This is a genomic window from Rhodococcus sp. F64268 (genome assembly GCF_023015605.1).
Lineage (GTDB): Bacteria > Actinomycetota > Actinomycetes > Mycobacteriales > Mycobacteriaceae > Rhodococcus.
This window is the reverse complement of record NZ_JALKAI010000019.1, coordinates 1-23,446: the sequence shown is the minus strand read 5'-3', so window position 1 is coordinate 23,446 and position 23,446 is coordinate 1. Positions and strand designations below refer to the sequence as shown.

General features: G+C 65.3%; 21 protein-coding genes and 1 riboswitch. Of the genes, 8 read left to right on the top strand and 13 right to left on the bottom strand.

Annotated features, from left to right (window positions below):
• Nucleotides 1–155 precede the first annotated feature (155 nt).
• A complete protein-coding gene (locus MWU77_RS24150) occupies nt 156–1,781 on the top strand; it encodes an alkaline phosphatase (protein WP_247274994.1) in 1,626 nt (541 codons plus the stop codon).
• 12 nt (nt 1,782–1,793) lie between these two features.
• On the opposite strand, the gene MWU77_RS24145 is transcribed toward MWU77_RS24150, so the two are convergent.
• Nucleotides 1,794–2,957 carry a kinase gene (locus MWU77_RS24145; protein WP_247274993.1) on the bottom strand — a complete coding sequence of 388 codons (1,164 nt, stop codon included), beginning with the start codon at nt 2,955–2,957 and terminating at the stop codon, nt 1,794–1,796.
• A gap of 385 nt (nt 2,958–3,342) precedes the next feature.
• The gene (aspS, locus tag MWU77_RS24140) at nt 3,343–5,136 is read right to left on the bottom strand and encodes an aspartate--tRNA ligase (RefSeq protein WP_169690996.1); all 1,794 of its coding nucleotides are present in this window, start codon (nt 5,134–5,136) and stop codon (nt 3,343–3,345) included.
• Between the two features lie 139 nt (nt 5,137–5,275).
• Between aspS and MWU77_RS24135 the strand changes: the two genes are divergently transcribed.
• Nucleotides 5,276–6,190 (top strand): neutral zinc metallopeptidase, encoded by a 915-nt coding sequence (locus MWU77_RS24135; RefSeq protein WP_169690997.1) that lies wholly within the window; start codon nt 5,276–5,278, stop codon nt 6,188–6,190.
• A 43-nt stretch (nt 6,191–6,233) separates the two neighbouring features.
• Here MWU77_RS24135 and MWU77_RS24130 read toward each other — a convergent pair whose 3' ends face one another.
• The 5 genes from MWU77_RS24130 to MWU77_RS24110 form a co-directional block, all read right to left on the bottom strand.
• A complete protein-coding gene (locus tag MWU77_RS24130) occupies nt 6,234–7,010 on the bottom strand; it encodes a hypothetical protein (RefSeq protein WP_247274992.1) in 777 nt (258 codons plus the stop codon).
• 27 nt (nt 7,011–7,037) lie between these two features.
• Nucleotides 7,038–7,508: a nucleoside deaminase gene (locus MWU77_RS24125; RefSeq protein WP_169690999.1), complete on the bottom strand. Its 471-nt coding sequence runs from the start codon at nt 7,506–7,508 to the stop codon at nt 7,038–7,040.
• A gap of 11 nt (nt 7,509–7,519) precedes the next feature.
• The gene (locus tag MWU77_RS24120) at nt 7,520–7,819 is read right to left on the bottom strand and encodes a protease inhibitor I42 family protein (protein ID WP_169691000.1); all 300 of its coding nucleotides are present in this window, start codon (nt 7,817–7,819) and stop codon (nt 7,520–7,522) included.
• A gap of 197 nt (nt 7,820–8,016) precedes the next feature.
• On the bottom strand, nt 8,017–9,576 hold the full coding sequence (locus MWU77_RS24115) for an FMN-binding glutamate synthase family protein (RefSeq protein WP_247274991.1): 1,560 nt from the start codon (nt 9,574–9,576) through the stop codon (nt 8,017–8,019).
• Nucleotides 9,577–9,582: 6 nt separating this feature from the next.
• Nucleotides 9,583–10,455, bottom strand: coding sequence for a TIGR03620 family F420-dependent LLM class oxidoreductase (locus tag MWU77_RS24110; RefSeq protein WP_169691002.1), 873 nt, complete (start codon nt 10,453–10,455; stop codon nt 9,583–9,585).
• Nucleotides 10,456–10,496: 41 nt separating this feature from the next.
• On the opposite strand from MWU77_RS24110, the gene MWU77_RS24105 reads away from it, so the two are divergent.
• A complete protein-coding gene (locus MWU77_RS24105) occupies nt 10,497–12,206 on the top strand; it encodes an alpha/beta-hydrolase family protein (RefSeq protein WP_169691003.1) in 1,710 nt (569 codons plus the stop codon).
• 107 nt (nt 12,207–12,313) lie between these two features.
• On the opposite strand, the gene MWU77_RS24100 is transcribed toward MWU77_RS24105, so the two are convergent.
• Entirely contained in the window at nt 12,314–15,109 is a 2,796-nt protein-coding gene (locus tag MWU77_RS24100; RefSeq protein ID WP_247274990.1) for an aconitate hydratase, read from the bottom strand.
• 273 nt (nt 15,110–15,382) lie between these two features.
• Between MWU77_RS24100 and MWU77_RS24095 the strand changes: the two genes are divergently transcribed.
• The gene (locus MWU77_RS24095; RefSeq protein ID WP_169691005.1) at nt 15,383–16,564 is read left to right on the top strand and encodes an aminotransferase class I/II-fold pyridoxal phosphate-dependent enzyme; all 1,182 of its coding nucleotides are present in this window, start codon (nt 15,383–15,385) and stop codon (nt 16,562–16,564) included.
• 64 nt (nt 16,565–16,628) lie between these two features.
• Here MWU77_RS24095 and MWU77_RS24090 read toward each other — a convergent pair whose 3' ends face one another.
• Nucleotides 16,629–16,952: a hypothetical protein gene (locus tag MWU77_RS24090; RefSeq protein ID WP_169691006.1), complete on the bottom strand. Its 324-nt coding sequence runs from the start codon at nt 16,950–16,952 to the stop codon at nt 16,629–16,631.
• Between the two features lie 356 nt (nt 16,953–17,308).
• Between MWU77_RS24090 and idi the strand changes: the two genes are divergently transcribed.
• The gene (gene idi, locus MWU77_RS24085; protein WP_169691007.1) at nt 17,309–17,866 is read left to right on the top strand and encodes an isopentenyl-diphosphate Delta-isomerase; all 558 of its coding nucleotides are present in this window, start codon (nt 17,309–17,311) and stop codon (nt 17,864–17,866) included.
• Nucleotides 17,867–17,935: 69 nt separating this feature from the next.
• Here idi and MWU77_RS24080 read toward each other — a convergent pair whose 3' ends face one another.
• Nucleotides 17,936–18,292: a VOC family protein gene (locus MWU77_RS24080; protein ID WP_169691008.1), complete on the bottom strand. Its 357-nt coding sequence runs from the start codon at nt 18,290–18,292 to the stop codon at nt 17,936–17,938.
• 70 nt (nt 18,293–18,362) lie between these two features.
• Nucleotides 18,363–18,944, bottom strand: a complete 582-nt coding sequence (locus MWU77_RS24075) for a TetR/AcrR family transcriptional regulator (RefSeq protein WP_169691009.1) — start codon at nt 18,942–18,944, stop codon at nt 18,363–18,365.
• Nucleotides 18,945–18,960: 16 nt separating this feature from the next.
• Here MWU77_RS24075 and MWU77_RS24070 point away from each other — a divergent pair, with 16 nt between their 5' ends.
• The gene (locus MWU77_RS24070; protein WP_240960156.1) at nt 18,961–20,046 is read left to right on the top strand and encodes an alpha/beta fold hydrolase; all 1,086 of its coding nucleotides are present in this window, start codon (nt 18,961–18,963) and stop codon (nt 20,044–20,046) included.
• Nucleotides 20,047–20,055: 9 nt separating this feature from the next.
• On the opposite strand, the gene MWU77_RS24065 is transcribed toward MWU77_RS24070, so the two are convergent.
• The gene (locus MWU77_RS24065) at nt 20,056–20,448 is read right to left on the bottom strand and encodes a hypothetical protein (RefSeq protein ID WP_169691010.1); all 393 of its coding nucleotides are present in this window, start codon (nt 20,446–20,448) and stop codon (nt 20,056–20,058) included.
• Between the two features lie 25 nt (nt 20,449–20,473).
• Nucleotides 20,474–20,586: riboswitch (SAM riboswitch) on the bottom strand.
• Between the two features lie 145 nt (nt 20,587–20,731).
• Between MWU77_RS24065 and MWU77_RS24060 the strand changes: the two genes are divergently transcribed.
• Together MWU77_RS24060 and MWU77_RS24055 are read left to right on the top strand one after the other, a co-directional pair.
• Nucleotides 20,732–21,595 carry a formate/nitrite transporter family protein gene (locus MWU77_RS24060; RefSeq protein ID WP_247274989.1) on the top strand — a complete coding sequence of 288 codons (864 nt, stop codon included), beginning with the start codon at nt 20,732–20,734 and terminating at the stop codon, nt 21,593–21,595.
• A gap of 85 nt (nt 21,596–21,680) precedes the next feature.
• Nucleotides 21,681–22,292 (top strand): hypothetical protein, encoded by a 612-nt coding sequence (locus MWU77_RS24055; protein ID WP_247274988.1) that lies wholly within the window; start codon nt 21,681–21,683, stop codon nt 22,290–22,292.
• Between the two features lies 1 nt (nt 22,293).
• Here MWU77_RS24055 and MWU77_RS24050 read toward each other — a convergent pair whose 3' ends face one another.
• Nucleotides 22,294–23,319: a winged helix DNA-binding domain-containing protein gene (locus MWU77_RS24050; protein ID WP_247274987.1), complete on the bottom strand. Its 1,026-nt coding sequence runs from the start codon at nt 23,317–23,319 to the stop codon at nt 22,294–22,296.
• Nucleotides 23,320–23,446 lie beyond the last annotated feature (127 nt).

Sequence of the window (23,446 nt, the reverse complement as noted above, 5' to 3'; positions counted from 1 at the left end):
GCCCTTCGAGCGAATGTGCGGTCGAGCTCCTCGCAGCGAGCCAGGGTGCCGTTCGCTCGGGTACCGGTTCCCGGACGACGAACGTTCGGTGAAATCTCGGAAGAGATCCTGCTCGTTCGTCGAACACCCGTCCAGGACTGTGTTCGGATCGGTGCGTGCTCTCCACGCGATTGTCCCGCCGCATATTTCTGCGCTTCGGAGTCGGTGCCGCCGGCGCTGCCGCGCTCGCCGCCACCGGGAGCACGGCAGCGGCGTCACCCGCGGTGTTCCGCCACGGCGTCGCCTCCGGAGATCCGCTCCCGGACGCGGTGATCCTGTGGACGCGGGTGACCCCGTCGCCCGAGGCGACACCCGGTTCCGGGCTCGGACCCGAGACGACAGTGCGGTGGGAACTCTCCCGCGACACGAACTTCGAGTCGACCGTCGCGACCGGGACGGTCACCGCGTCCGCCGCATCGGATCACACCGTCAAGATCGACGCGACCGGACTCTCCGCCGCGACGGAGTATCACTACCGCTTCGTCGTCGGAGATGTCGTGTCGCCGACGGGGCGCACCCGCACCGCACCCGCCCCGGGCACACCGACGGATCAGCTGCGCTTCGGAGTGGTGTCGTGCTCGAACTGGGAGGGCGGCTTCTTCGGTGCGTACCGGCATCTCGCAGCCCGTGACGATCTGTTCGCAATCCTGCATCTCGGCGACTACCTGTACGAGTACGCGGCGGGCGGGTTTCCTGTCGCAGGCAGCGACGCCAGGACTCACGCCCCGACTCACGAGATCGTGACCCTGGCCGACTACCGGATCCGGCACGGGCAGTACAAGACCGATTCCGATCTGCAGGCCCTCCACGCAACCGTGCCGTGGATCGTCGTGTGGGACGACCACGAATCGGCCGACAACGCCTACGCGGGTGGTGCGGAGAATCACGATCCGGCGTTCGAGGGCGATTGGGCCATGCGCAAAGCCGCCTCGGTCAGGGCGTATTCGGAGTGGATGCCGGTCCGTATGGACGGCACCCGTCTCTACCGGCGACTCCGGTTCGGGGACCTCGCCGAACTGTCCATGCTCGACCTGCGCAGCTACCGGAGCGAGCAGGTCCGCCCGGGCGCGCAGTGGCGCACCGTCGACGACGACACCCGCACGATCACGGGGCCGGAACAGATGGCGTGGTTGACCGCGGGGCTGACGACCTCGCAGACGACGTGGCAGCTGGTGGGGAACTCGGTGATGGTCGCACCGGTGCTGTTCCCTCCCCTGGACCCCCAGACGACAGGCGCGCTGACCGAACTTGTCGGTGTGCCGTCGAACGGGATCCCGTACAACGCCGACCAGTGGGACGGTTATCCCTCCGATCGCCGACGATTGCTCGACGCGATCACCGCGGCGGGTCGTCGCAATGTCGTGTTCCTCACCGGAGACATCCACACGTCTTGGGGCGCAGCCGTCCCCGTCGACGCAGCCGCGTATCCGGCCGCGGGAACGGTGGCAACCGAATTCGTGGTGCCCTCGGTGACGTCAGCGAATATCGACGAGTTGCTCGGGGTTCCGCCGCGGACGGTCGGCCCGGCGATCGAATCCGCCATCCGGGCCACCAATCGACACATCGAGTACGTCGAACTCGACTCCCACGGCTACGGAGTACTCGACGTAACACCCGGGGCGGTCCAGATGGACTGGTTCCACCTGCACAACCCGGCTGATCTCCACACCGGCGTCACGCGGGCGGCGGGGCTACGAGTGGCCGCGGACAGCGCGAGGACGGAGCCCGCACCGCCGTTGTGAGGACCTACGACGTCAGGGCGCCGCGTGCCCCAGGTTCGCGAGAACCTCGCGTGCGTGTGCCGCAACATCGTCGTGGCCGGTATCGCTTGCGAAGTCCGCGAGCAACGACCACCTCGAACTCAACGCGCGAAGCCGCGCCACCGACAATTCGTGGGTGCGCACCGACGCGATGCGGGCGTGCTCCTCGGGCAAGAACAGGTGGGTGCTCAACCAGACGCAGGCGAGCTGGGCGTCGAGGAGACGTTCGGCGAGAACTTCGTCGTAGGCGAGTTGCGGCCACATGCCCACCACCTCGGCGCGCCAGGCATCGGCCATGGCCCGCACCCGCTCGGAGGTCAGGGGTGCTGCACACAGGCACAATGGGAATGAGGTGAGCGCGTACGCGATGTCGAGCGTCGCGTCGCGGAACCCGCCCCATTCGTAATCGAGGAACTGCACCCCTTCGTCGCCGACGACGATGTTGTCGGGGCACAGATCCGACGGACTGAACGCACGGAACCGTCCCCCCGTGAACAGTTTCGCAGCGCGCTCCGCGCGGTCGAGTACCGACTGGGGAACGGTGAGCCCGAAGTCGGTGGCGAGTAGTTCGGGCACGCCGCGGACCGCGTCGATGGCCTGTTCGGCCACCGCGTCGCCGACGGACACGACCCCGGCTCTGCGGAGCAACGCCGAGAAATCTTCCTCACGGCCAACGGTCGCGGCATGCATGCGACCGAGCGCCTGCGCGAGCGCCATGAGCGTATTTCCGACGGTATCGGTGTCGCCGCTGCGCAGCAGTGTCGCCAGCGGGGTGGCATCGCCGAGGTCGCTGAGCACCAGCAGCCGGGTCTCGAAGTCGTAGGCGAGCAGTTCCGCTCCGGGTCGATGGTCCTTGGCGAGCGCGGTCGCAAACTGGTACGACACGGCTTCGCGGAGGAATGCGACCTCCTCGTCCGTGGCGGCACCGCGGAGGTCGACGTGACCGGCGCCGCGGGTCGGCGGCACCTGCTTGAGGACGAGAGTGCGGGGCAGAGAGAAGGGGTTGGCAGCGACTCGTACGCGAAGAACCACCGAACGGCCGCTGCCGCCGAGATCCACAGGATCCGCGAGCGTAACCGGGGCGCCGGTGCGACGAGTGAGCAGCGTCTCCGCCGCTTGCACTACCTCCGAAACGGGGTCTGCCAATGTTGCGGTCATCACCGAACAATCTACATCGTCGCGGCCTCCGACAGGGCATGCGGAATCCCCCACCGACTCGGGACCAAGGTCCGTTCCGACCGAAACAGCGACGCCCCCACCACTCCGCGGGGCGGGTTGCGCCTGATCATCGACGCGTTTCACCGAAACGGACAATCCGCACTCAAGCCTTGTCGCCGCGTCGAAAGTTCTTCTCGGAAGCCCGAATCGAGGAGTCGTTTCCGTGAATGAGAACTACCACGGCGATCAATTCGGTATATGAAGTTATTCCGTTGAGTCCGAAATCCGGAATCCAGGACCAACGAACGGGGCGAGCTCACCTGGGTGAGCGCGCCCCGTCGATGTGGGCAGTCGGCGAACCTTCTCCCGAGCCGCTGAGGTGCCTCTACTGGGTGGAAGCCGCTGCGGTGTCCTTCACGTCGTCGGGCTTGAAGTCCATTCCGGATTCCTTGCGCTGCTCGTCGCTGATCGGGCCGGGTGCGTCGGTGAGCGGGTCGACTCCCCCACCCGACTTGGGGAACGCGATGACCTCTCGGATCGAGTCCACACCGGCAAGCAGTGCAGTGATCCGGTCCCAGCCGAAGGCGATACCTCCGTGCGGCGGCGCACCGTACTTGAACGCCTCGAGCAGGAAGCCGAACTTCTCGTTCGCTTCCTCCTCAGGAATTCCCATCACCTTGAACACGCGTTCCTGGATGTCGGGCCGGTGGATACGAATCGAGCCGCCACCGATCTCGTTGCCGTTGCAGACGATGTCGTAGGCGTAGGCCAACGCCGCACCCGGATCGGTGTCGAACGTGTCGAGGAACTCCGGCTTCGGTGAGGTGAATGCGTGGTGTACGGCCGTCCAGCCAGACGAACCGAGAGCGACATCACCCGACGCGGTCGCATCTGCCGCCGGCTCGAACATGGGAGCGTCGACCACCCACACGAACGCCCACGCATTCGGGTCGATGAGGTCGAGTTTGCGGGCGATCTCGCCGCGCGCCGCACCCAGCAGAGCGCGCATCGGCTTGGTCGCACCGGCGGCGAAGAAGATGCAGTCGCCGGGGACGGCACCCACATGGGCCGCCAACCCGGCCCGCTCGGTGTCGGTGAGGTTCTTCGCGACAGGGCCGGTGAGCTCGCCGTCCTCGCCCACGAGCACGTACGCGAGGCCCTTGGCGCCGCGCTGCTTGGCCCATTCCTGCCATGCGTCCAGCTGACGACGCGGCTGCGACGCACCGCCCGGCATGACGACCGCACCGACGTACTCCGCCTGGAATACACGGAAAGTGGTGTCCTTGAAGAACTCTTTGCACTCGACGAGTTCGATGCCGAAGCGCAGGTCCGGCTTGTCGCTACCGAAACGTCGCATGGCGTCGGCGTAGGTCATCCGTGGGATCGGTGTCTCGAGCTCGTATCCGACCAGACGCCACAATGCGTGCAACACCTCTTCGGCGAGCAGGATCACGTCGTCCTGGTTCACGAACGCCATCTCGATATCGAGCTGGGTGAACTCCGGCTGCCGGTCGGCGCGGAAGTCCTCGTCTCGATAGCAACGCGCGATCTGGTAGTACCGCTCGATGCCACCTGCCATGAGCAACTGCTTGAACAGCTGCGGCGACTGCGGCAGCGCGTAGAAATTGCCGGGCTGCAGACGCGCAGGCACCAGGAAGTCGCGTGCACCCTCGGGCGTCGAGCGAGTCAGCGTCGGCGTCTCGACCTCGACGAACTCGTGATGGGCGAGCACCGAGCGGGCTGCAGCATTGACCTTGCTCCGGAGGCGAATGGCCTTGCCGGGCCCCTCCCTGCGCAGATCCAGGTAACGGTACTTGAGTCGGGCCTCTTCACCGGCCTGGTCGTCGAGCTGGAACGGCAGCGGTGCCGCCTCACCCAGCACCTCGAGCTCGACGGCATTGACCTCCACCGCACCCGTCGGGATCTCGAAGTTCTGGTTTCCTTCGGGCCGGATCTCGACGACTCCGGTCACCTTCACGCAGTATTCGGCTCGGAGCTTGTGCGCTTGCTCGAGCACCGTTGCGTCACGGAAAACCACCTGGGACACACCGGAGGCGTCGCGCAGGTCGATGAAGATGACCCCGCCGTGGTCGCGGCGCCGGGCAACCCAACCGGTGAGGGTGACGGTTTGCTCGGCGTGCTCGGCTCGCAACGAGCCGGCGAGATGGGTGCGCAGCACGGAATTCCTTTCGAAACGATCATCGACGGGGTTCGTCGCTGCAATCCTACGAAAGACACGAAGCGGCCGAGCACACACGTGCCGAAACGGCCGTGCCAAACTTGTGCGGTTCGTTCGGCTCGACGACAAGGCGGATGCAATGACGTTCAACGAGGGCGCACGACGCGATCCGAACCGGGTTCGTGTCGGTGGAGGCGGCCGAGGTGGCAAGATCGCGCTGGGAGGCGGCGCGGGTGGCCTCATCGTGCTGATCCTGGCGTTGCTGTTCGGCGGCGACCCGACGTCACTGCTCGGATCGGGTGTCCCGGACCAATCCGACCCGTACAGCGCCGGGGGAACACTCGAGGGATGCGAAACCGGCGGCGACGCGAACTCGAGCGTCGACTGCCGCGTCGCCTTCACCGTCGAATCCCTCGATACCGTGTGGGAGCAGCAACTCGCCGCTCAAACAGGCATTGCCTACCAGATGCCCGAGGTCGAATTGTTCACCGCGGCGACCTCGACCGGATGCGGCAACGCCACCAGCGACATCGGCCCGTTCTACTGCCCCGCGGATCGGACCGCGTATTTCGACACCAGCTTCTTCGAGCAGCTCGTGACCCAGTTCGGGTCGAGCGGCGGGCCCCTCGCCCAGGAATACGTGGTGGCGCACGAAGTAGGCCATCACCTGCAGAATCAGCTGGGAGACCTCGGTCGCGCACAGTCGGATCCCCGCGGACCGGAGTCGGGTGCGGTGCGCACCGAACTCCAGGCCGATTGCTATGCCGGGGTGTGGGCGCACTACGCGGACACCCTCCCCGACCCGGACACGGGCATTCCGTTCCTGGCGCCGCTGAGCGACACCGACATCCGGGATGCGCTCTCGGCCGCCTCCGCGGTCGGCGACGACCGTATCCAGTCCGCTGCCACGGGTCGCGTCAACCCGGAAGCGTGGACCCACGGCTCGTCCGAGCAGCGCCAGAAGTGGTTCATCGCGGGATACAACACCGGACAGATCGCGGCGTGCGACACCTATTCCGCGCCCGATCTGGACGCTCCGCCCGCATTGCGATGAGCGCTGGATCGGCACCGAGCGACTCGCACACCCCTGCCGCCACTCACGGGACGGGGTCGACGACGAGCCGCACCACCTCGTCGTCGACCCTCCACCACGAATCCGGATTCTCCCGCGCCGCGGAATAGACGAGACCGGCGGCATCTCCGTTGATCACTCCGGGTGATCCCGGATCGCCCGTCCTGAACGTGGCGGGATGAGGGCCGGGCCACGACGGAACAACGCCGTCCGGAGCGGCCCCCGCCTGCGGTTCATAAATGTGCACGGTATCGGGCACGAAAGGTTCGGCCTCCCCCTGGGCCAAGTCCCAGGCCTCCGCAATCACGTCTCGCAATGCTGCGCGATTCTCGAGTGCGGCAGGGGACAGATCCTGCTCGAACCGGGTACCGAATGCGTAGACACGCAATTCCGAGGCGTCACCGTGTCCATGAAAGGCGACGGTGGTCGTCTCCTGATCGGTCACTGCAGGACTTCCGACATCGGTGCCCGGATCGATGAGGTACAGATCCTCGATGTCCGCGGCGAACCGGGCCACCTCGTCCGGATCCGACAGAGCCACCAGGTATTCGGGTGGGGCCATCATGTGAGGTTCGGTCCGTTCGGTGTAGACCACCCGGCCATCGCCGTAAACCGAGATCACCGGAGAGTGAAGCGCCTGGACCACGAACGGGAGCCATCCGTGGCCACCGGTTCCGACGCTGAACACAAGTTGGTCGGCCGGCAGGCGGCCCGGGTGCTCTCCCGGCGACGCACAGCAGATCGACACCAGCGCGCCGATACCGACCCAGGTCGACTTACGGATTCGACTCGCCGACGACACATTCCCCCCACACCCGTAGTTTCCGGTTCAGGTTAGGGGATCCGACGACGGTGCGATGCCGATATCTTCATCCCACAGTTCTGGTGAGTCGTCGATGAAGCGAGTCATCATCGCCACGCACCGGGGGTCGTCCAGCACCGTGACGGAGACTCCGCAGTCGACGAGCCACCCGTGGCCGCCGCAGAATGTGACCGCCTCCCCGACGATGACGGACCCGATGCCGAACTGACGCACCAGACCACTGCAGTACCAGCACGGCGAGAGCGTCGTGACCATGATCGTCGACCTGTAGTCGCGACGGCGACCGGCCGCGCGAAACGCCGCGGTCTCGGCGTGGATCGTCGGATCGTCGTCTTGGACGCGTCTGTTGTGCCCCCGACCGAGCAATGTGCCCTCGGCGTCGAACAGCGCAGCTCCGATCGGTATACCGCCTTCGGAAAGCCCCACCTCGGCCTCAGCGCGCGCGACGTCGAGGAGCGCGTACGCGTCGATCCCCACTCTGCGAAGCCTCAGGTCACCGTGACGGTCATGTCGGCGAGCGCCGCAGACAGGTCCATGTGCCTGCGCATCCGCAACGACAGCGGCCACGTGCCCGGCCGCTTCGCGCGGAGATAGAACACCCGTTCACTTGTGGCTCCGGGCAGCGGATTGTTCGAGGGGACGAACCTGATATCGCGCAGGTTGAGCCCTTTCCCGATTCGGGTCGTGGACCAGCAGTAGTCGCGGGAGGTGTTCTCCGGCAGGTGCAGTTCGATGGTGTCCCCCACATCGACCGTCAAATCGCGTGGACCAGTGGTGATGTGCTTCATGAATCAAGGGTACGGCGATTATGTGATGCAGGCCACCACTATGAGTGGTAGGTGGCACCGCCCTCCCACCGGGCGAAGCAGTCACCGGACACCTGCACCCTCACGTTGCGGTCTGTCGCAGCCCCGTCGGCGACCGGTTGCGCGTACTGCTTGCTGCCCACTTCGGCTGCGCTGAAAGCGCAGGGGCAACCACTGCGTCAGTACCGAGTCGCAGCTCCGGTGGATCCGCTGGCGCCGGGCGTCATGATTCGAGTGATCTCCTCCTGATCGGTGGGACCCGGCAGGCCCCAACCCTCCCGGTAGCCGTACAGCTCGGTCAACGTCACAGAGCGTCGGTTGCCATCGGCGATCTCGACATCGTCGGAGGTGATCAGACTCGGGTGCGCCACTCCACACCCCTGCGACACCTTCAGCAGGTCGCGGCGTAATGCACGAAGATACTGCTCCACCCGGTCCGCTTTCGACGGAACATCCAATCCGCGTTGCAGCCAGGGCTTCTGCGAGGCAACGCCGGTCGGACAGGTGTCGGTGTGACACTTCTGCGCCTGGATACAGCCGACCGCGAACATCGGTTCGCGCGCGACGTTGAGCATGTCGCATCCGAGAGCCATGGCTGCCACGGCGTTGTCGGGGAGGCCGAGTTTCCCCGACCCGATGAAGGTGACACGCTCGGCAAGGCCTGCCTCTGCAAACTGCCGATAGACACGGGCGAAGCCGCTGCGGAACGGCAGGGAGACGGTGTCCGCGAATACCAGCGGCGCAGCGCCCGTACCACCTTCCCCACCGTCGATTGTCACGAAGTCGACTCCACGCTCGCCGCTGCGCATCCGGTCGACGAGGACCTGCCAGAATCTCGGATCGCCGACTGCAGCCTTGATTCCCACGGGCAGCCCGGTTCTCGCTGCTAGGAGTTCGACGAAATCGAGCAGGGTGTCGACATCGTGGAACGCGGTGTGTCTCGACGGACTCACGACATCGCGCCCCGCCGGTACACCGCGGATCCCGGCGATCTCCTCCGTGACCTTCGCTCCGGGCAGCAGGCCCCCGAGCCCGGGTTTCGCGCCCTGACTCAGCTTGATCTCGAGCGCCTTGATCGGTGCGGACTCGGTGAACGCAACGAGCCGATCCAGATCGAATCGCCCGTCGGCGTCGCGACATCCGAAGTAGGCGGTGCCGATCTGGAAGACGAGGTCTGCGCCGTTGCGGTGATACGGCGACAGGCCGCCTTCACCCGTGTTGTGGAGGCACCCCGCGGCCGCCGCGCCCTTGTTCATCGCGACCACCGCGGCCGCCGACAACGATCCGAAACTCATCGCCGAGATGTTGACGACCGAACCGGGACGGAACGCTTTCGCGCGACCGCGTGGTCCGCCCAGGATTTTCGCGGAGGGAATTGCTACGTCCTCGCCACTGTGCGGCGCGGCGGACGGCGGAACCTGGGAGAAGGTGCGGTGTTTGATGACGGTGTATCCGTCGGTGCGCTCGATGTCGTTGTCTGTGCCGAAACCGAAGGTGTTGTTCTGCTGCTTCGCCGATGCATAGATCCAGCGACGTTGATCCCGGGTGAACGGGCGTTCCTCGTCGTTTCCCGCCACGATGTACTGCCTGAGTTCGGGACCGATCGCCTCGATGAAGTAGCGGGCATGCCCGATCACGGGAAAGTTACGCAGCAGCGAGTGTTTTCGCTGCAGCAGATCGTACGACGCCACCGCGGCCACCGCGGCAGCGGGGATTCCGACGGCTTTCCGCCAATCCATCCGCGATCAGCCGATCAGCGCCGCGGCGAGGTCACGGTACGCCTGCGTGGGGAACGACATCGGATCTGCAGTGAGTACCTGAACAGGTACTTCGTCGGCGCCGGCCGCGTAGTGCCGCTCGATCCCGGCGACGACGCGTTCGATGCTGCCCGACGGAATCAGCGCCTCACGCAACCGGTCGCTGCCTGCTCCCGCGACATCGTCCTCGGTGAATCCGAGACGTAGGAGGTTGTCGGAGTAGTTCGGAAGCGACAGATAACCGCGCATGTACTCGTGTGCGATTTCGCGGGCAGTGTCTTCGTCCTCGTCGAGTACTACGGCGACCTCGGGAGCCAGAAGTGGACCGTCGCCGAGGATTTCCCGGGCCCGGGCTGTGTGTTCGGCGGGTACGAAATACGGGTGTGCGCCCGCGGTACGCGCGGCCGACAAGCTCAGCATGCGGGGACCGAGCGCGGCCAGCGCGAGACGACCGGCGGGGACCGGAGTGTTCGCCCGCTCCAACGCGTCCAGGTATTCGACCATGCGACTGTAGGGTTTCGTGTATCGGCCGGCTTCGGTTGCGTCGACTACCGGTCCGTGACTGGTACCGAGACCGAGCAGGAAACGTCCGGGATGTTCGCGCTCGAATCGATCGACTGCCGTCGCGGCGTCCTCAGGATCCGCGTGCCAGATGCTGACGATTCCGCTCGCGACACCGAGCTTCGGTGTCGCAGCGAGCACCTCTCCGTAGATCGAGGGCACACCGTCGCCGAAGCCGCCCGATGTCCACAGTCTCGCGTAGCCGAGCTCATCGAGTTCCCGCGCCGCATCGAGAGCGGCCTCCCTGGTCTTGCGACTCAACCAGAATCCGCCGCCCCATACGCTCACTCGTCGTGTCATGGTTCCGACACTATCTGCCCGCGCCGGGATACCGTCGGCGGATGACGACCGCATCGGCTCACGCCGGCTCCCCGACCGTCGAACGGCGGCCGTACTTCTCGGTGTTCGGGCTGGATTTCGTCGGTCTCGTGGTCGCGGTGTTCTTCTTCGCGTGGAGCCTGAGTCCGTCTCTGATTCCCCGGGAATGGCTGTACCAAGGCCTCATCAGCGGAATCACGAGCGTCACGGGATACGGAATCGGAGTTCTACTCGCCTATCCGGCGCGCCGCTGGATCGCTCCGCGCCTGACGTGGTGGCGCAGGCGACGCACCGCCCGCATCATTGCGCAGACCGTCGTCGCTGTTCTTGCTCTCATCACGGTGACCGGATCCCTGTTGGTCGCAGCCAGCTGGCAGAACGATATCCGCGCGCTCATGGGCATCGAGGACACCACGTCGTTCGCGTATCTGCGTACCGGACTGGTCAGTGTCGCGGTCTTCGCTGTTCTCCTGCTGATCGGACGCGGCCTGCGCCGCGTGGCCCACGGGTTCGCACGGTTCCTCAGTGCACGGCTACGTATCCCGGTTCCGGCGGCTCACGTGATCGCACCGGCGGTGCTCGCGGTCGCGGCGGTGGTCTTCGTCGACCAGGTGATCCTCGCGAGTACATCGACCGCCGCACGATACGTGTTCGCGTCCGACAACAACAGCACCGACCCGGGTGTCGCACAGCCGCACGAGCCGGAACGCTCGGGCAGCCCTGCGTCGGCATCGTCATGGGACAGTCTCGGCAGGCAAGGACGCACGTTCGCCGACGGCGGCCTCCGGGCCGACGAGTTGACCGAGCTCAACGGCGCGCCCGCCCGTGAACCGATCCGCGTGTACGCGGGCCTGCAGGCCGACACCTCCACCGAATCGCAAGTGCAATCGATCCTCGACGAACTGGACCGGACCGAGGCCTGGGACCGGGAGATCCTGGTCGTGTCAGGAACGACCGGCACCGGGTGGGTGAACCCGGTTGCGGCGGATTCGATCGAGATGATCTACAACGGTGATTCGGCGATCGCCGCGATCCAGTATTCGTTCCTGCCGAGTTGGATTTCGTTCCTGGTCGACGGTTCGGCCGCGAAAGCGGCGGGTGACGCGCTCATCAACGGCGTGCACGAGCGATGGGCACAGCTCCCGGAGGATCGACGTCCGAAGCTGGTGGTGTACGGCGAGAGTCTCGGGTCGCAGTCTGCCGAGGCAGCGTTCGACGACCTCGTCGATCTGCGCGGTGACGTCGACGGTGCACTGTTCGTGGGTCCGCCCAATTCGAATTCGCTGTGGCGGAGCATCATCGCCGAGCGCGATCCGGGTACGCCGGAGGTCCTGCCCGTCTACCACGACGGACTCGAGGTGCGGTTCGCGTCGAACCTCCAGAACCTGGAATCCTCCGACGCGCCGTGGGACGATCCGCGGGTGCTGTATCTGCAGCACGCATCGGACCCGGTGGTGTGGTGGGGTCCCCGGCTGCTGTTCGAGCGACCCGATTGGCTCGCCGAACCCCCGGGTGCAGATCGAGTGCCGTCGATGCGCTGGTATCCGATCGTCACGTTCTGGCAGGTCGCGGCCGACATCATGGTCGGCAATTCACCTCCGGTCGGGCACGGGCACAACTACGAGGATCTCATCCCCTACGGGTGGGCGGCCGTCACGGCACCGGACGGATGGACGGATGCCGACACTCAGCGGGTGGCCGCGGCGATCACCGACATGCAGCCTGACGATTGACCTGCCCGGATACTGCGACCCGGTCTCGTTGCAACACAAGCTCGATCACGGGTCGACCCTCGCCCGTCCCATTCCGGATGAACGGCACCCCGCCGATGCGCGCACCGCTATGTGGCGAGCTGGCGGAGTACGTACTGCAGGATTCCGCCGTGCCGGAAGTACTCCGCCTCTGCGGGGGTGTCGATACGCACCTTCGCATCGAATTCGATGTCCCCCGCCCGCACATGCACGGTCTCGGGTATCGCTTCGGCGTCGGCCAGTCCGGTGATCTCGAATTCTTCCTCCCCGGTGAGGCCGAGGGTCCCCGCCGAGGCTCCATCGGAGAATTGCAATGGCAGCACTCCCATTCCGATGAGGTTCGACCGGTGGATGCGTTCGTACGATTGGGCGATCACCGCGCGCACCCCCAGCAGCAGAGTGCCCTTCGCCGCCCAGTCACGCGACGACCCTGATCCGTACTCCGCGCCGGCCAGCACGACCAACGGTGTGCCGTCGTCCGCGTATTTCTGTGCGGCGTCGTAGATGTCCATCTGTTCGCCGGTGGGAAGGTACCGGGTGACTCCCCCTTCGACGTCGGGGACGAGTTGGTTCCGCAGCCGAATGTTGGCGAAGGTGCCGCGGATCATCACCTCGTGATTGCCGCGCCTCGACCCGTACGAATTGAAGTCTGCGAAATCGACGCCGTGCTCCTGCAGATAACGTCCGGCCGGACTGTCGCGACGGATCGCGCCCGCCGGGGAGATGTGGTCGGTGGTCACGGAGTCGCCGAGGAGTGCCAGGACCCGTGCGCCCGCGATGTCGCTTAGCGGCTCCGGCTCCGCCGGCATCGCGTCGAAGTACGGTGGGCGCCGCACGTACGTCGAGTCATCCTTCCAGTCGAACACTTCACCGGTGGGGACATCGAGGTTTCGCCACGTGTCGTCACCGTGATAGACATCGGCGTAGCCGGATTCGAACATCTCCGAGCGCACGCACTCGTCGATGACGGCCTGAATCTCCTCGGTGGACGGCCAGATGTCGCGCAGAAACACGGGGTTGCCGTCGGCATCGGTACCGAGTTCGTCCTCGAAGATGTCGACGAGCATCGAGCCCGTGAGTGCATACGTGATGACCAGTGGCGGCGAGGCGAGGAAGTTCATCTTCGTCTGCGGATGGATCCGGCCTTCGAAATTGCGGTTTCCCGACAACACCGCCGACACGTTGAGGTCGTGTTCGTCGACCGCGGAGGCGATTTCGTCGAGCAATGGGCCGGAGTTGCCGATGCACGTGGTGCATCCGTATCCCACGAGGTCGAAGCCGAGCTTGTCGAGATACGGAGTGAGCCCCGCACGTTCGTAGTAGTCGGTGACGATCCTCGATCCGGGCGCGAGGGTGGTCTTGACCCACGGTTTGCTGCGCAGGCCCTTGTCCACCGCGTTCTTGGCGAGCAATCCGGCCCCGATCATCACCGAGGGGTTCGACGTGTTCGTGCACGACGTGATCGCAGCGATCACGACGTGGCCGTGGTCGAGCTCGAACTCGGGTCCGTCACCGATGCGCACAGGCACCTTGTTCGACGGTGGGTCTGCCGCGGCGAGATCATCGGGCAGAGGGTCACGAGGTGGTGCACTGGTGTCCTTACCGAAGATCGCGACGGGATCACTCGCGGGGAACGACTCGATCGAACCTTCGTCGAGACCCACTTCCTGCACCTGCGCGACGACGCCGGGCACGTCAGCACCTGCGAGCAGCGCCCCGACCGCCTGGCGTGCAAGAGCCACCGGGATACGGTCCTGTGGCCGTTTGGGGCCGGCGATCGACGGGCGTACCGTCGACAAATCGAGTTCGACGACCTGGCTGTACGCGGGTTCGCGGGCAGGATCGTGCCACAACCCTTGTTCCTTGGCATACGCCTCGACCAGACGAACCTGATCGTCGGAGCGGCCGGTGAGGCGCATGTAGTCGAGGGTGATGTCGTCGATCGGGAAGATCGAGATGGTCGAGCCGTATTCGGGACTCATGTTGCCGATCGTGGCGCGATTGGCAAGCGGCACATTCGCTACACCGGGGCCGAAGAACTCGACGAATTTGCCCACCACGCCGGTCTTGCGCAGCATTTCGGCGACGGTGAGAACCAGGTCGGTGGCGGTGGTGCCCTCCCCCAGTTCACCGTTGAGCTTGAATCCGACGACTTGCGGGATCAGCATCGAGGCGGGTTGACCGAGCATTGCGGCCTCGGCTTCGATTCCGCCGACGCCCCACCCGACGACACCGATGCCGTTGATCATCGGGGTGTGCGAGTCGGTTCCGACCAGCGAGTCCGGGTAGGCCAGCGTCTCTCCGTCCTCGGTCTCGCGGGTGAAGACGACGCGACCGAGATACTCGAGGTTGACCTGGTGACAGATGCCGGTGCCGGGCGGTACGACCTTGAAGTCGTCGAATGCGCCCTGCGCCCAGCGCAACAGTTCGTAGCGTTCGCGGTTGCGGGTGAATTCGAGGTCGGTGTTGATGCGGAATGCGTCTTCGGTGCCGAACACGTCGGCGATCACCGAGTGGTCGATGACCAGTTCAGTGGGGATCAACGGATTGATTCGGGTGGCGTCGCCACCGCGGGTCGTCATGGCATCGCGCATCGCGACGAGGTCCACCACACACGGCACACCGGTGAAATCCTGCATGAGCACGCGGGCAGGCGAGAACTGGATTTCGGGGTTGTGCGTGGACGCGGGATCCCAGCCGGCCACGGCCTCGATCTGTTCGCGCGTGACCAGACGTCCGTCCTCGGTGCGCAGGAGGTTCTCGAGAAGGATCTTGAGACTGTAGGGAAGGCGGTCCGACCCAGGGACCTTGTCGATGCGATGGATCCGGTAGTCGATACCGTCGACCGTCAGGGTGTCGCGGGTTCCGAAGCTGTCGTCACTCATTACCGCCTCCAGGGCTGCAGTGCTTGTACGCGTGCGTTCGCGCGGCTCGAACTCCTCGTGTCGATCACCGTGGGAACGCCGTCACCTCGACGCTACGACACATGGCGCAGTCCGTCAGGGAATCTGCCGGGTGACCGCCGGGACGACGGCTACCACCGGGCAACGGCACCGCTCGGCCACCGTGTTCTGAGCAGCCGGCGTCGGGCCCGGCGTTCGTGAACGGGATACTGCGTTCGGGTCCACTCGAACACACCTCGTGAACGGAGTTCTGGCGTGAAGCATGTATCAGCAGGTCGGTCCACCCGGGCGATCCACGGCACCGGCATCACCGATGCCTACGGTGCGCCGCACCTGCCGGTCTACAACACCACGACGTTCTCGTTCGAGAACACCGCTGCACTGCTCGAGGTCGCAGACGGGCACACCGAGGGGCCGCTCTACACGCGCTACGGTCTGAACCCAACGATTTTTGCGCTCGAGGAAACGATGACGTCGATCGAGGGTGCTGAGAGCGCTTTGGCGTTCTGTTCGGGTATGGCCGCTGAAACAGCCTTGTTCGCTCAGTACGGACGCGACGGCATCGTGTGTGTCGGCGACGCTTACGGCGGCACGATGGAACTGCTCACCGCACAACTTTCCTTGCTCGGCATCACCACCACATTCCTCCTCGGCGACGAACTCCACCGCCTGGACGATGTCCTCCGTGGCGGAGCGAAGCTGGTGTTCTTCGAAACGCCCACCAATCCCGCGCTCGGGATCTACGACATCGCGGCGATCGCCGACCTCGCGCACAGTCACGGTGCTCTCGTCGCGGTCGACAACACGTTTGCGTCACCCGTCAATCAGAATCCTCTCGAGTTCGGCGCCGATCTCGTCTCGTACTCGGCCACCAAGTACCTCGGTGGCCACTCCGATGTCACGGCCGGGCTCGTACTCGGGGCTGCCGCGCTCATCGACCCGTTGAAGCCCTGGCGCAAGAGCTTCGGGTCGTGCATCGCACCCGAGGCCGCGGCGTTGCTGTCGCGTAGCCTGCGCACCCTCACCGTCCGCGTCAAACAACACAACGCCAATGCACAGGCGGTCGCAGAAGCGATGGAGGCCGACCCCCGGGTCGCGCGAGTGTTGTACCCAGGTCTCCCGAGTTTCTCCGGGCACATGCTCGCGGCGAAACAGATGACCGGTTTCGGCGGGATCGTGACGATCGAGGTCGCCGCGGACACCGAGACGACAGTACAGGTGGTCGATCGCCTTCAGTTGTTCACTCTCGCCCCGAGTCTCGGCGGAGTCGAAAGCTTGGTGACGCAACCGGTGACCACCACCCACTACGACCTTTCGCCGCAGGAGCGGCTGCGACGCGGTATCACCGGGTCGATGATCCGCTTGTCGGTCGGTCTCGAGGACACCGATGACCTCATCGCCGATCTCACACATGCCCTCGAGGTGGTCACCGTGTGACTGCCCACAGCGGGTAGAGCGGCGTACGAGTCACCGTGGGCCGCCCGGCGACGGCGGTCACGCGTCATCTCGACGGCCGGGCACCCACTGAGCCGAGACGGGCCTCGAAGAACGAGGTCACCCACGCCGAAACGGCGATCGCGAGGCTCAATCCGGTGACGAACAACGGCTGTGCGACAGCGTCGACCAGGCGTCGGTCGTGGGCGCCGGCCCGTACGTTCCCTCCCGGCGCTTCGCGGATGTCACCTGCCGGAATCCACGTGGGGGCGGGGTCCGAGTCCGCGGACCGGAAGTACCACAAGCCGGACGGATAGATCCGGTGTGGACCGGATACTTCGAGATTTCTCCCCTCGTAGCGAGCTGTCATGCTGGGTGTGGGTTTGCTCATGCGATCACGTCCCGTACGTCGGAGGTGGCGGTGCCAGTGAGGCGCCGAATTCGGTGGGTGACGTCTGCGGCAGCTACCACGCCCGAGCGTAGTGGCGGGTCGGTGCGCGTGCAGGGGCGCGACAGTGCGAGAAGAAACACCCTTATCGTTTCAACGGCGACGCAAACACGGCCAACGGACGGAAACAACAGTTCGGGGAGCCCGCTTCTGTCGGCAGACGTTGTGGTTGTAGGGATTTTGGTGGGGCTTCGAGGTGTGATCGGTGTCGAATCGTCGGATCGAGCCGCCCAGGTAGGCTCGATCCGGCGAATGTCCGACGTCGCCCGATACCCCCGAGCACCCAACGGAGATCCGAGATGACAGCGCGTGCCCACGACGAACTCGTGGTTCTGCTCGACGAGGACGAGCGACCCATCGGAACAGCTCCGAAAGCCACTGTCCACCACACGGACACTCCACTTCACCTGGCATTCTCCTGCTACGTGTTCGATGACGAGGGCCGGGTACTCACGACTCGACGCGCACTGGACAAGATCACATGGCCCGGCGTGTGGACGAACGCGTGCTGCGGTCATCCCGGACCGGACGAATCCCTCGAGGACGCGATACACCGCCGTCTCGAGCAGGAGCTGGGCCTCGCCGTCGACGACCTCACTTGCATCTTGCCGCGTTTCCGCTACCGCGCGACGGCAGCCGACGGGACTGTCGAGAACGAAGTCTGTCCAGTCTTCTGCGCCCGCGCAGTATCCGGCCTCGAGCCCGACCCGTCCGAGGTGATGGACTGGTCGTGGGTGTCATGGGCCGATATGCAGACCGCCGCAACCGTTCCGTGGCTGATCAGCCCGTGGTCGGCCGAGCAGATTCCGCAACTCGCTCGGACCGGCATGGCGCGATGGGTGCACGCCGCGAACTGAACCCAGCCCGTCCGACGGTCGTCCTCGACCGGCGGTGTTGTCCACGACAAGCGCGCTCGCCGAAGGGATTCACGCTTCGGACCACACACCCAGTTCGTTTCCACTCGGATCGACGAAAGTGAACCGTCGCCCTCCCGGGAAGTCGTACGGCCCCGACGAAATCGTGCCCCCGGCCTGTTCGACAGCAGCTACCGAGGCATCGAGGTCGCTCGAGTACAGCAGGACCAGCGGTCCGGCTGTACCCGGTGCGCGCAGAGTCGTGAGCCCACCGACCTCTCCGTCACCTTCTGCGGCACGGATACCGGCGTACTTCGGCCCGTAGTCGTTGAAGTTCCAGCCGAATGCGGTTTCGTAGAACTCACGTGAAGCGGGGAGGTCGGTAGCGCCGAGTTCGATGTAGTCGAATGCGTGATGGGTGTTGACCATGGAACCATAGTGAACCTGCCCACCGACACGGTGAAGTGGCGACGCGTGATCGGCCGGTTCACTCCCGGCTTCATTCCGGACCGAGGTCGATGCTGCGGTCGATCTCCCGACGGACGAGATCGACCGCGGCGTCCGCGTCCATCCCCGCGATCAGCACGGATTGTGTCGCACCGGTACTGACCGCAACCAACCTCACGGCTTCGTTGTGCGCCCTGGCCTCGGAGAGCCCGACGAGACGGAGTAGACGCCCGGCCTCGCCGACGGTCCCACCTGAGGCTTCAGCAAGGAACGATCTGATCCACGGATCGTTCGTCGCTTTCGCGAGGTAGGCATACCAGACCGAGACACCGACACGTGCGGGGGCATTCGTAGGGACCGGCTGGGTGAGCAGTGCTGCGAGGGCCGATCCGGGATCACGGGGGGATCCGTGTTCGCGGTACATCTGTTCGGCGCCGGTGACCATTTCCTGCGCTCCGGCCCGGATCAGATTCTGTTTCGATTCGAAGTAGTGCTGGATCCTGCCGATCGAGACCCCGGCCTCCGCAGCCACCGCGTGCAACGTGACCCCATCGATTCCTCGCTCGTGGATCACTGCCCACAGGGCCCACACAATCTCTTTGCGACGCTCGGCATGGTCGACAACTTTCGGCATGACAGCATTTTACAATATGTCTATACTGCAAAAAGTACTGATACTGGACGATCAGGAGTTGCAGATGAGCGAGTACGCCGCAAGCACAGTTTCCCGAACCGGCCGTCCACCACCCGCTCGCCCGCGCTACCGATGGCTTCGCCGCAGCGCGCTTGCCGTCGTCGCCGCACTCACAGCGCTGGGTGCTGTGAGCGTGCAGCAGTTCTTCTTCGGAGCAGCCGGCGTGGGTCATTTCCGCGACGCAGAGGGACGCCGGACCTACCTCGCGGCGTATGAGCGAGCGATGTCCTCGCTCCCCTCGCCTACATCGACCCACGACCTCGCAACTCGCTTCGGCACAGTTCGCGCCTACGAGTGGAGTTCCCCGGACACCGCGGATACCGTTCCGGTCGTCCTGGTACCGGGCCGGTCGTCGGGTGTTCCGATGTGGGCCGAGAACCTCGCCGACTTCCTACCCCACCGACGGGTCGTCGCTTTCGACGCACTCGGTGATGCCGGTTTGTCGGTTCAGAATGTTCCACTCGCCTCTTTCGGTGACCAGGCCATCTGGATCGCCGACGCACTCGACGCGCTCGAAACCGACACCGTGCACATCGTCGGCCATTCGTTCGGCGGAGCAATCGCAGCAACGTACGCGCAGCATTTCCCGGAGAGGGTCCGGTCGCTGACACTCCTCGAACCGGTTTTCACCTTCGCGCATCCCTCTGCCCGAATGATGGCGTGGACCATGGTCTCGACTCTCCCGTTCCTGCCCGAGTCCTGGCGCACGGCCGCACTCGGCAAGGTAGGCGGGGCAGAGTTCGACCCGAACGACGACATGGCGAAGATGATCGCCGCGGGTTCGGAGCACTTCTCGGCAGCCTTGCCGACTCCTTCTCCCCTGAGCGATGACGAGATGGACGCCCTCGTCATGCCCACCTACGTCGCTATCGCTGAACGCGATTCGCTCGCCGGAGCCGAAACTGCTGCGCAGCGGGCACGAACACTCCCGCGAGCAACCGTCGACGTCGTGCCGAACACCACCCACTCTCTACCGATGCAAGCGAAAGAGATTCTGGCAGTGACTCTTCCAGCGTTCTGGCACGAGTCCGAACAAAGCTGATCCGACGGATCACCGGCCGGGCACGCAGATCGGCGTCGAAACACGCCCTCGCACACAGTCCGTCCAGTGATCAGGTGCGGCAAGGGTGAAGGTCGCAGGCTCATACGGATCAGGGCCCGGCAGGATCAGCACTCGCCACTGCGGAACCCAGACCCCGATCTCCCCGCCAGCGTGGACCGCGGCGGCGATCGCGGTGGTGTCATGGTGACGGAATACGAGTCGTATCCCATCCCAAGATAATTCGACCCCCGAATCGTCCAGAACGCGCACCAGCGCGCCGACACCGAGATCGGAATCGTCGAAAGCCTTACGTGCGCGGGTGTAATGCACCTGGTGCCCGTCGCCGAACGAGGCGCACGGGTGAGCATCTACGTGATCGGCACCGCGAACATGGTCGGTCATGATTTCCTCCGGGTCGGCCCCGGGCGGGGCGCTCGTGCCCGGGCCGGTCGGCCGCGAGCCGCTTCGTCATCCGAGCCACCCGCGAGCGTGGGGTTGGCGTGCCGTCAAGTCGGAGCTTGGCGACGGCATCTCGTGAAGCACCGCCAATATACATGATGGATCGACCTCACAACCCGAGCCACCGCCTGCGGAGGAGAACGCAACGCATCCTTACTGCTCCGAAACGCCACGGTGACCGACCCCGCCGACACTGGTCGGGCACTGTTCGCACCAGGAGGTTGCCGTGTCCTACGTTCCACCCGCCGAGCTGGCCCGCGCGATGGTCGACGCCGGCCAGAGCAAGGTCCTCATGTCTACCCGCGACACCCTGATCAGGGCGTATATGGCCGGTGCGATCCTCACACTCGGGGCGGCATTTGCGATCACTGTCACCGTGCAGACCGGCAACGCCCTCCTCGGAGCTATTCTCTTCCCGGTCGGATTCTGCCTGCTCTACCTACTGGGTTTCGACCTTCTCACCGGGGTGTTCACGATGGTTCCCATTGCATACCTCGACAGACGTCCGGGCGTGACAATCGGGTCGATGCTCCGCAACTGGGGTCTGGTCTTCGTCGGAAACTTCCTCGGCGCCTTCACCGTGGCCGTGCTGATCACCTTCATCCTCACCTACGGTTACTCGATCACACCGGACGCGGTCGGCGAACGTCTCGGTGAGATCGGTGAATCGCGCACTCTCGGGTATGCGGAGCACGGTGCGGCCGGCATGGCGACCCTGTTCTTCCGCGGCATGCTGTGCAACTGGATGGTGTCCACCGGCGTTGTCGCAGCGATGATGTCCAAGAGTGTGCCGGGCAAGGTCATCGTCATGTGGATGCCCGTCATGCTGTTCTTCTACATGGGTTTCGAGCACTCGGTCGTCAACATGTTCCTGTTCCCGTCCGGTCTGCTTCTCGGCGGTGACTTCACCCTCGGTGACTATCTGATCTGGAACGAGATCCCGACGGTTCTGGGCAACCTGGTCGGCGGTGTCGTGTTCGTGGGTCTCGCCCTCTACATCACTCACGTGCGGACGCAACCCAAGCGCGCGATCGGGGCGCCGGCCTCGGACCGTGCCCCAGCGTCGGCCAGGACGCCCGAACCTGTGTGATGCAATCCGTGGCTTCGATTCTCCCGACGCACAAGGCCTATCGCGGCAGGGGCAAGGCGGATCACGCCGGCGATACCCTGATCGGATGGCGTCGTTCACCCCGATCTCTCCTGCTCTACTGACCGAACTACTCGCCGAACGTGCAAACGCACGACCGGGCCCGGTCGCCATGGCGATTTCGGCCGCCGACGCCGCAGACCCCATTGGTCTGGCGAGCCGGGTCGTCGTGGCTCTGCGCGCCGCGGGGCGCCCCGCCGACGCCGTGTCACTGCACGATTTCGTCCGGCCTGCCTCGCTCCGTCTCGAACACGGGCACGCCGATGAAGAAAGTTACCGGTCGGGCTGGTACGACTACGACGCGCAGGACCGCGAGGTGGTCTCGTCCCTGAAGAGGCGGCATCGCTTTCTGCCGCGGTTGTGGGACGAGGCCACCGACCGGTCGGTGCGAGCACACCGGGTAGGCGCCGCAGCCGATCACGTGCTTGTCGTGGCAGGACCGATGCTCCTCGGCCGAGGCATCCATTTCGATGTGACCGTCGACCTGAGAATGTCCCGGGGTGCACTCGAGCGAGGCACTCCCGCCGACAACCATTCGACGATCGCCCCACTGCTCGCCCACGAGGCCGAAGTCTCTTTCGAGGCCGACATCGTGGTGCGATTCGAACATCCTGATCGGCCTGCATTGCAGGATTGCTGAACTATCCCGCTGCCAGGGCCTTGGCCAGTGGCGAGGGGAATCTCGGCAGCACCCGCACACCCCCCAGCCATTCCTCGAGCCGAGCGGCTTCGGCGGCGAGAAAGGCCGATGCTTCCTTCCCTGCGTCCTCGAGCATGTGGAGTCGCACGGCACCGTCGTCGGATTGCCACCAGGTGCCGACAATCCGGCCATCCCACCACGCCGTCGGCCCTGCGTTTCCACTGGTGTCGAAAAGCTGCTGCTTGTACGGGCCGAGGTACCACTCTCGCTCGCACCAGCCCATCGTGGTGGGATCCAGCGACGGCAGCAGCGCGCCCCACGGCTCAGCAGTGGGCGCGGGGTCGACGTCGTCCGGAAGGAGATAGCCGACGCGCCCGTCGAGGTCCACTTCCACAGCCGCGAGTTCGGTCAGCGCAGCTCGGACGGCTTTGATCGTCGTACCGAGCCACCACTTGATGTCGGCTTCGGTACCCGGCCCGAATGCGCGCAACCACATTTCCACGAGGTCTCGAAGTCCCTCGGATTCGCTTCGCGGTTCGATCTCCTCCCCCAACCACGAGGCAGTACGCACCCAGTTCGGGCGCGAGATTCGCCACGACCCGTTGTTGGAGGCCCGGAGCACCTGACCCGAGGCCGAGAGCACCGTCATCACCCGTGGTGCGAACGGAACCTTTCCGCCCCAGGACTTCCCGACGCCGTAGTCGATCGATGCGTCGAGAACAGGTAGTTCCGAACGTAATTCGGACGCGGTTGCCTCGCGCCCACCTGCCAAGGCAGCGAGGACCCCGACGGTCGCGTCGTCGAGCCACCGGGCGCCGTCCCGGTGCAGGCCGGCCCGTTCGGCGTCTTTTATCACACTGCGGCGCTGAGCGGCTGCAACCCGGTTGCTTGCGCCCGCCTGTGCCGCCGCGAGGGCGGCACGCGGAAACACGAACACGGTGCGACGCATCGCAAGGCGCTTGACCAGCGTGCGATCTGCTTGACTTCCCCCTCCGCGCAAACACGGAGGATTCCTACGCAGCCACACCAGGTGGTGAGGTCTGTTCGGCGGGTTCCTGCTTCACCGGGTCCGCGCATGCAAGCACACGTCTTACGCTCCCTCCACAGGCATTTACCCTCTCCACCAGCCCGGCGGCGAGCATCACATTCACAGC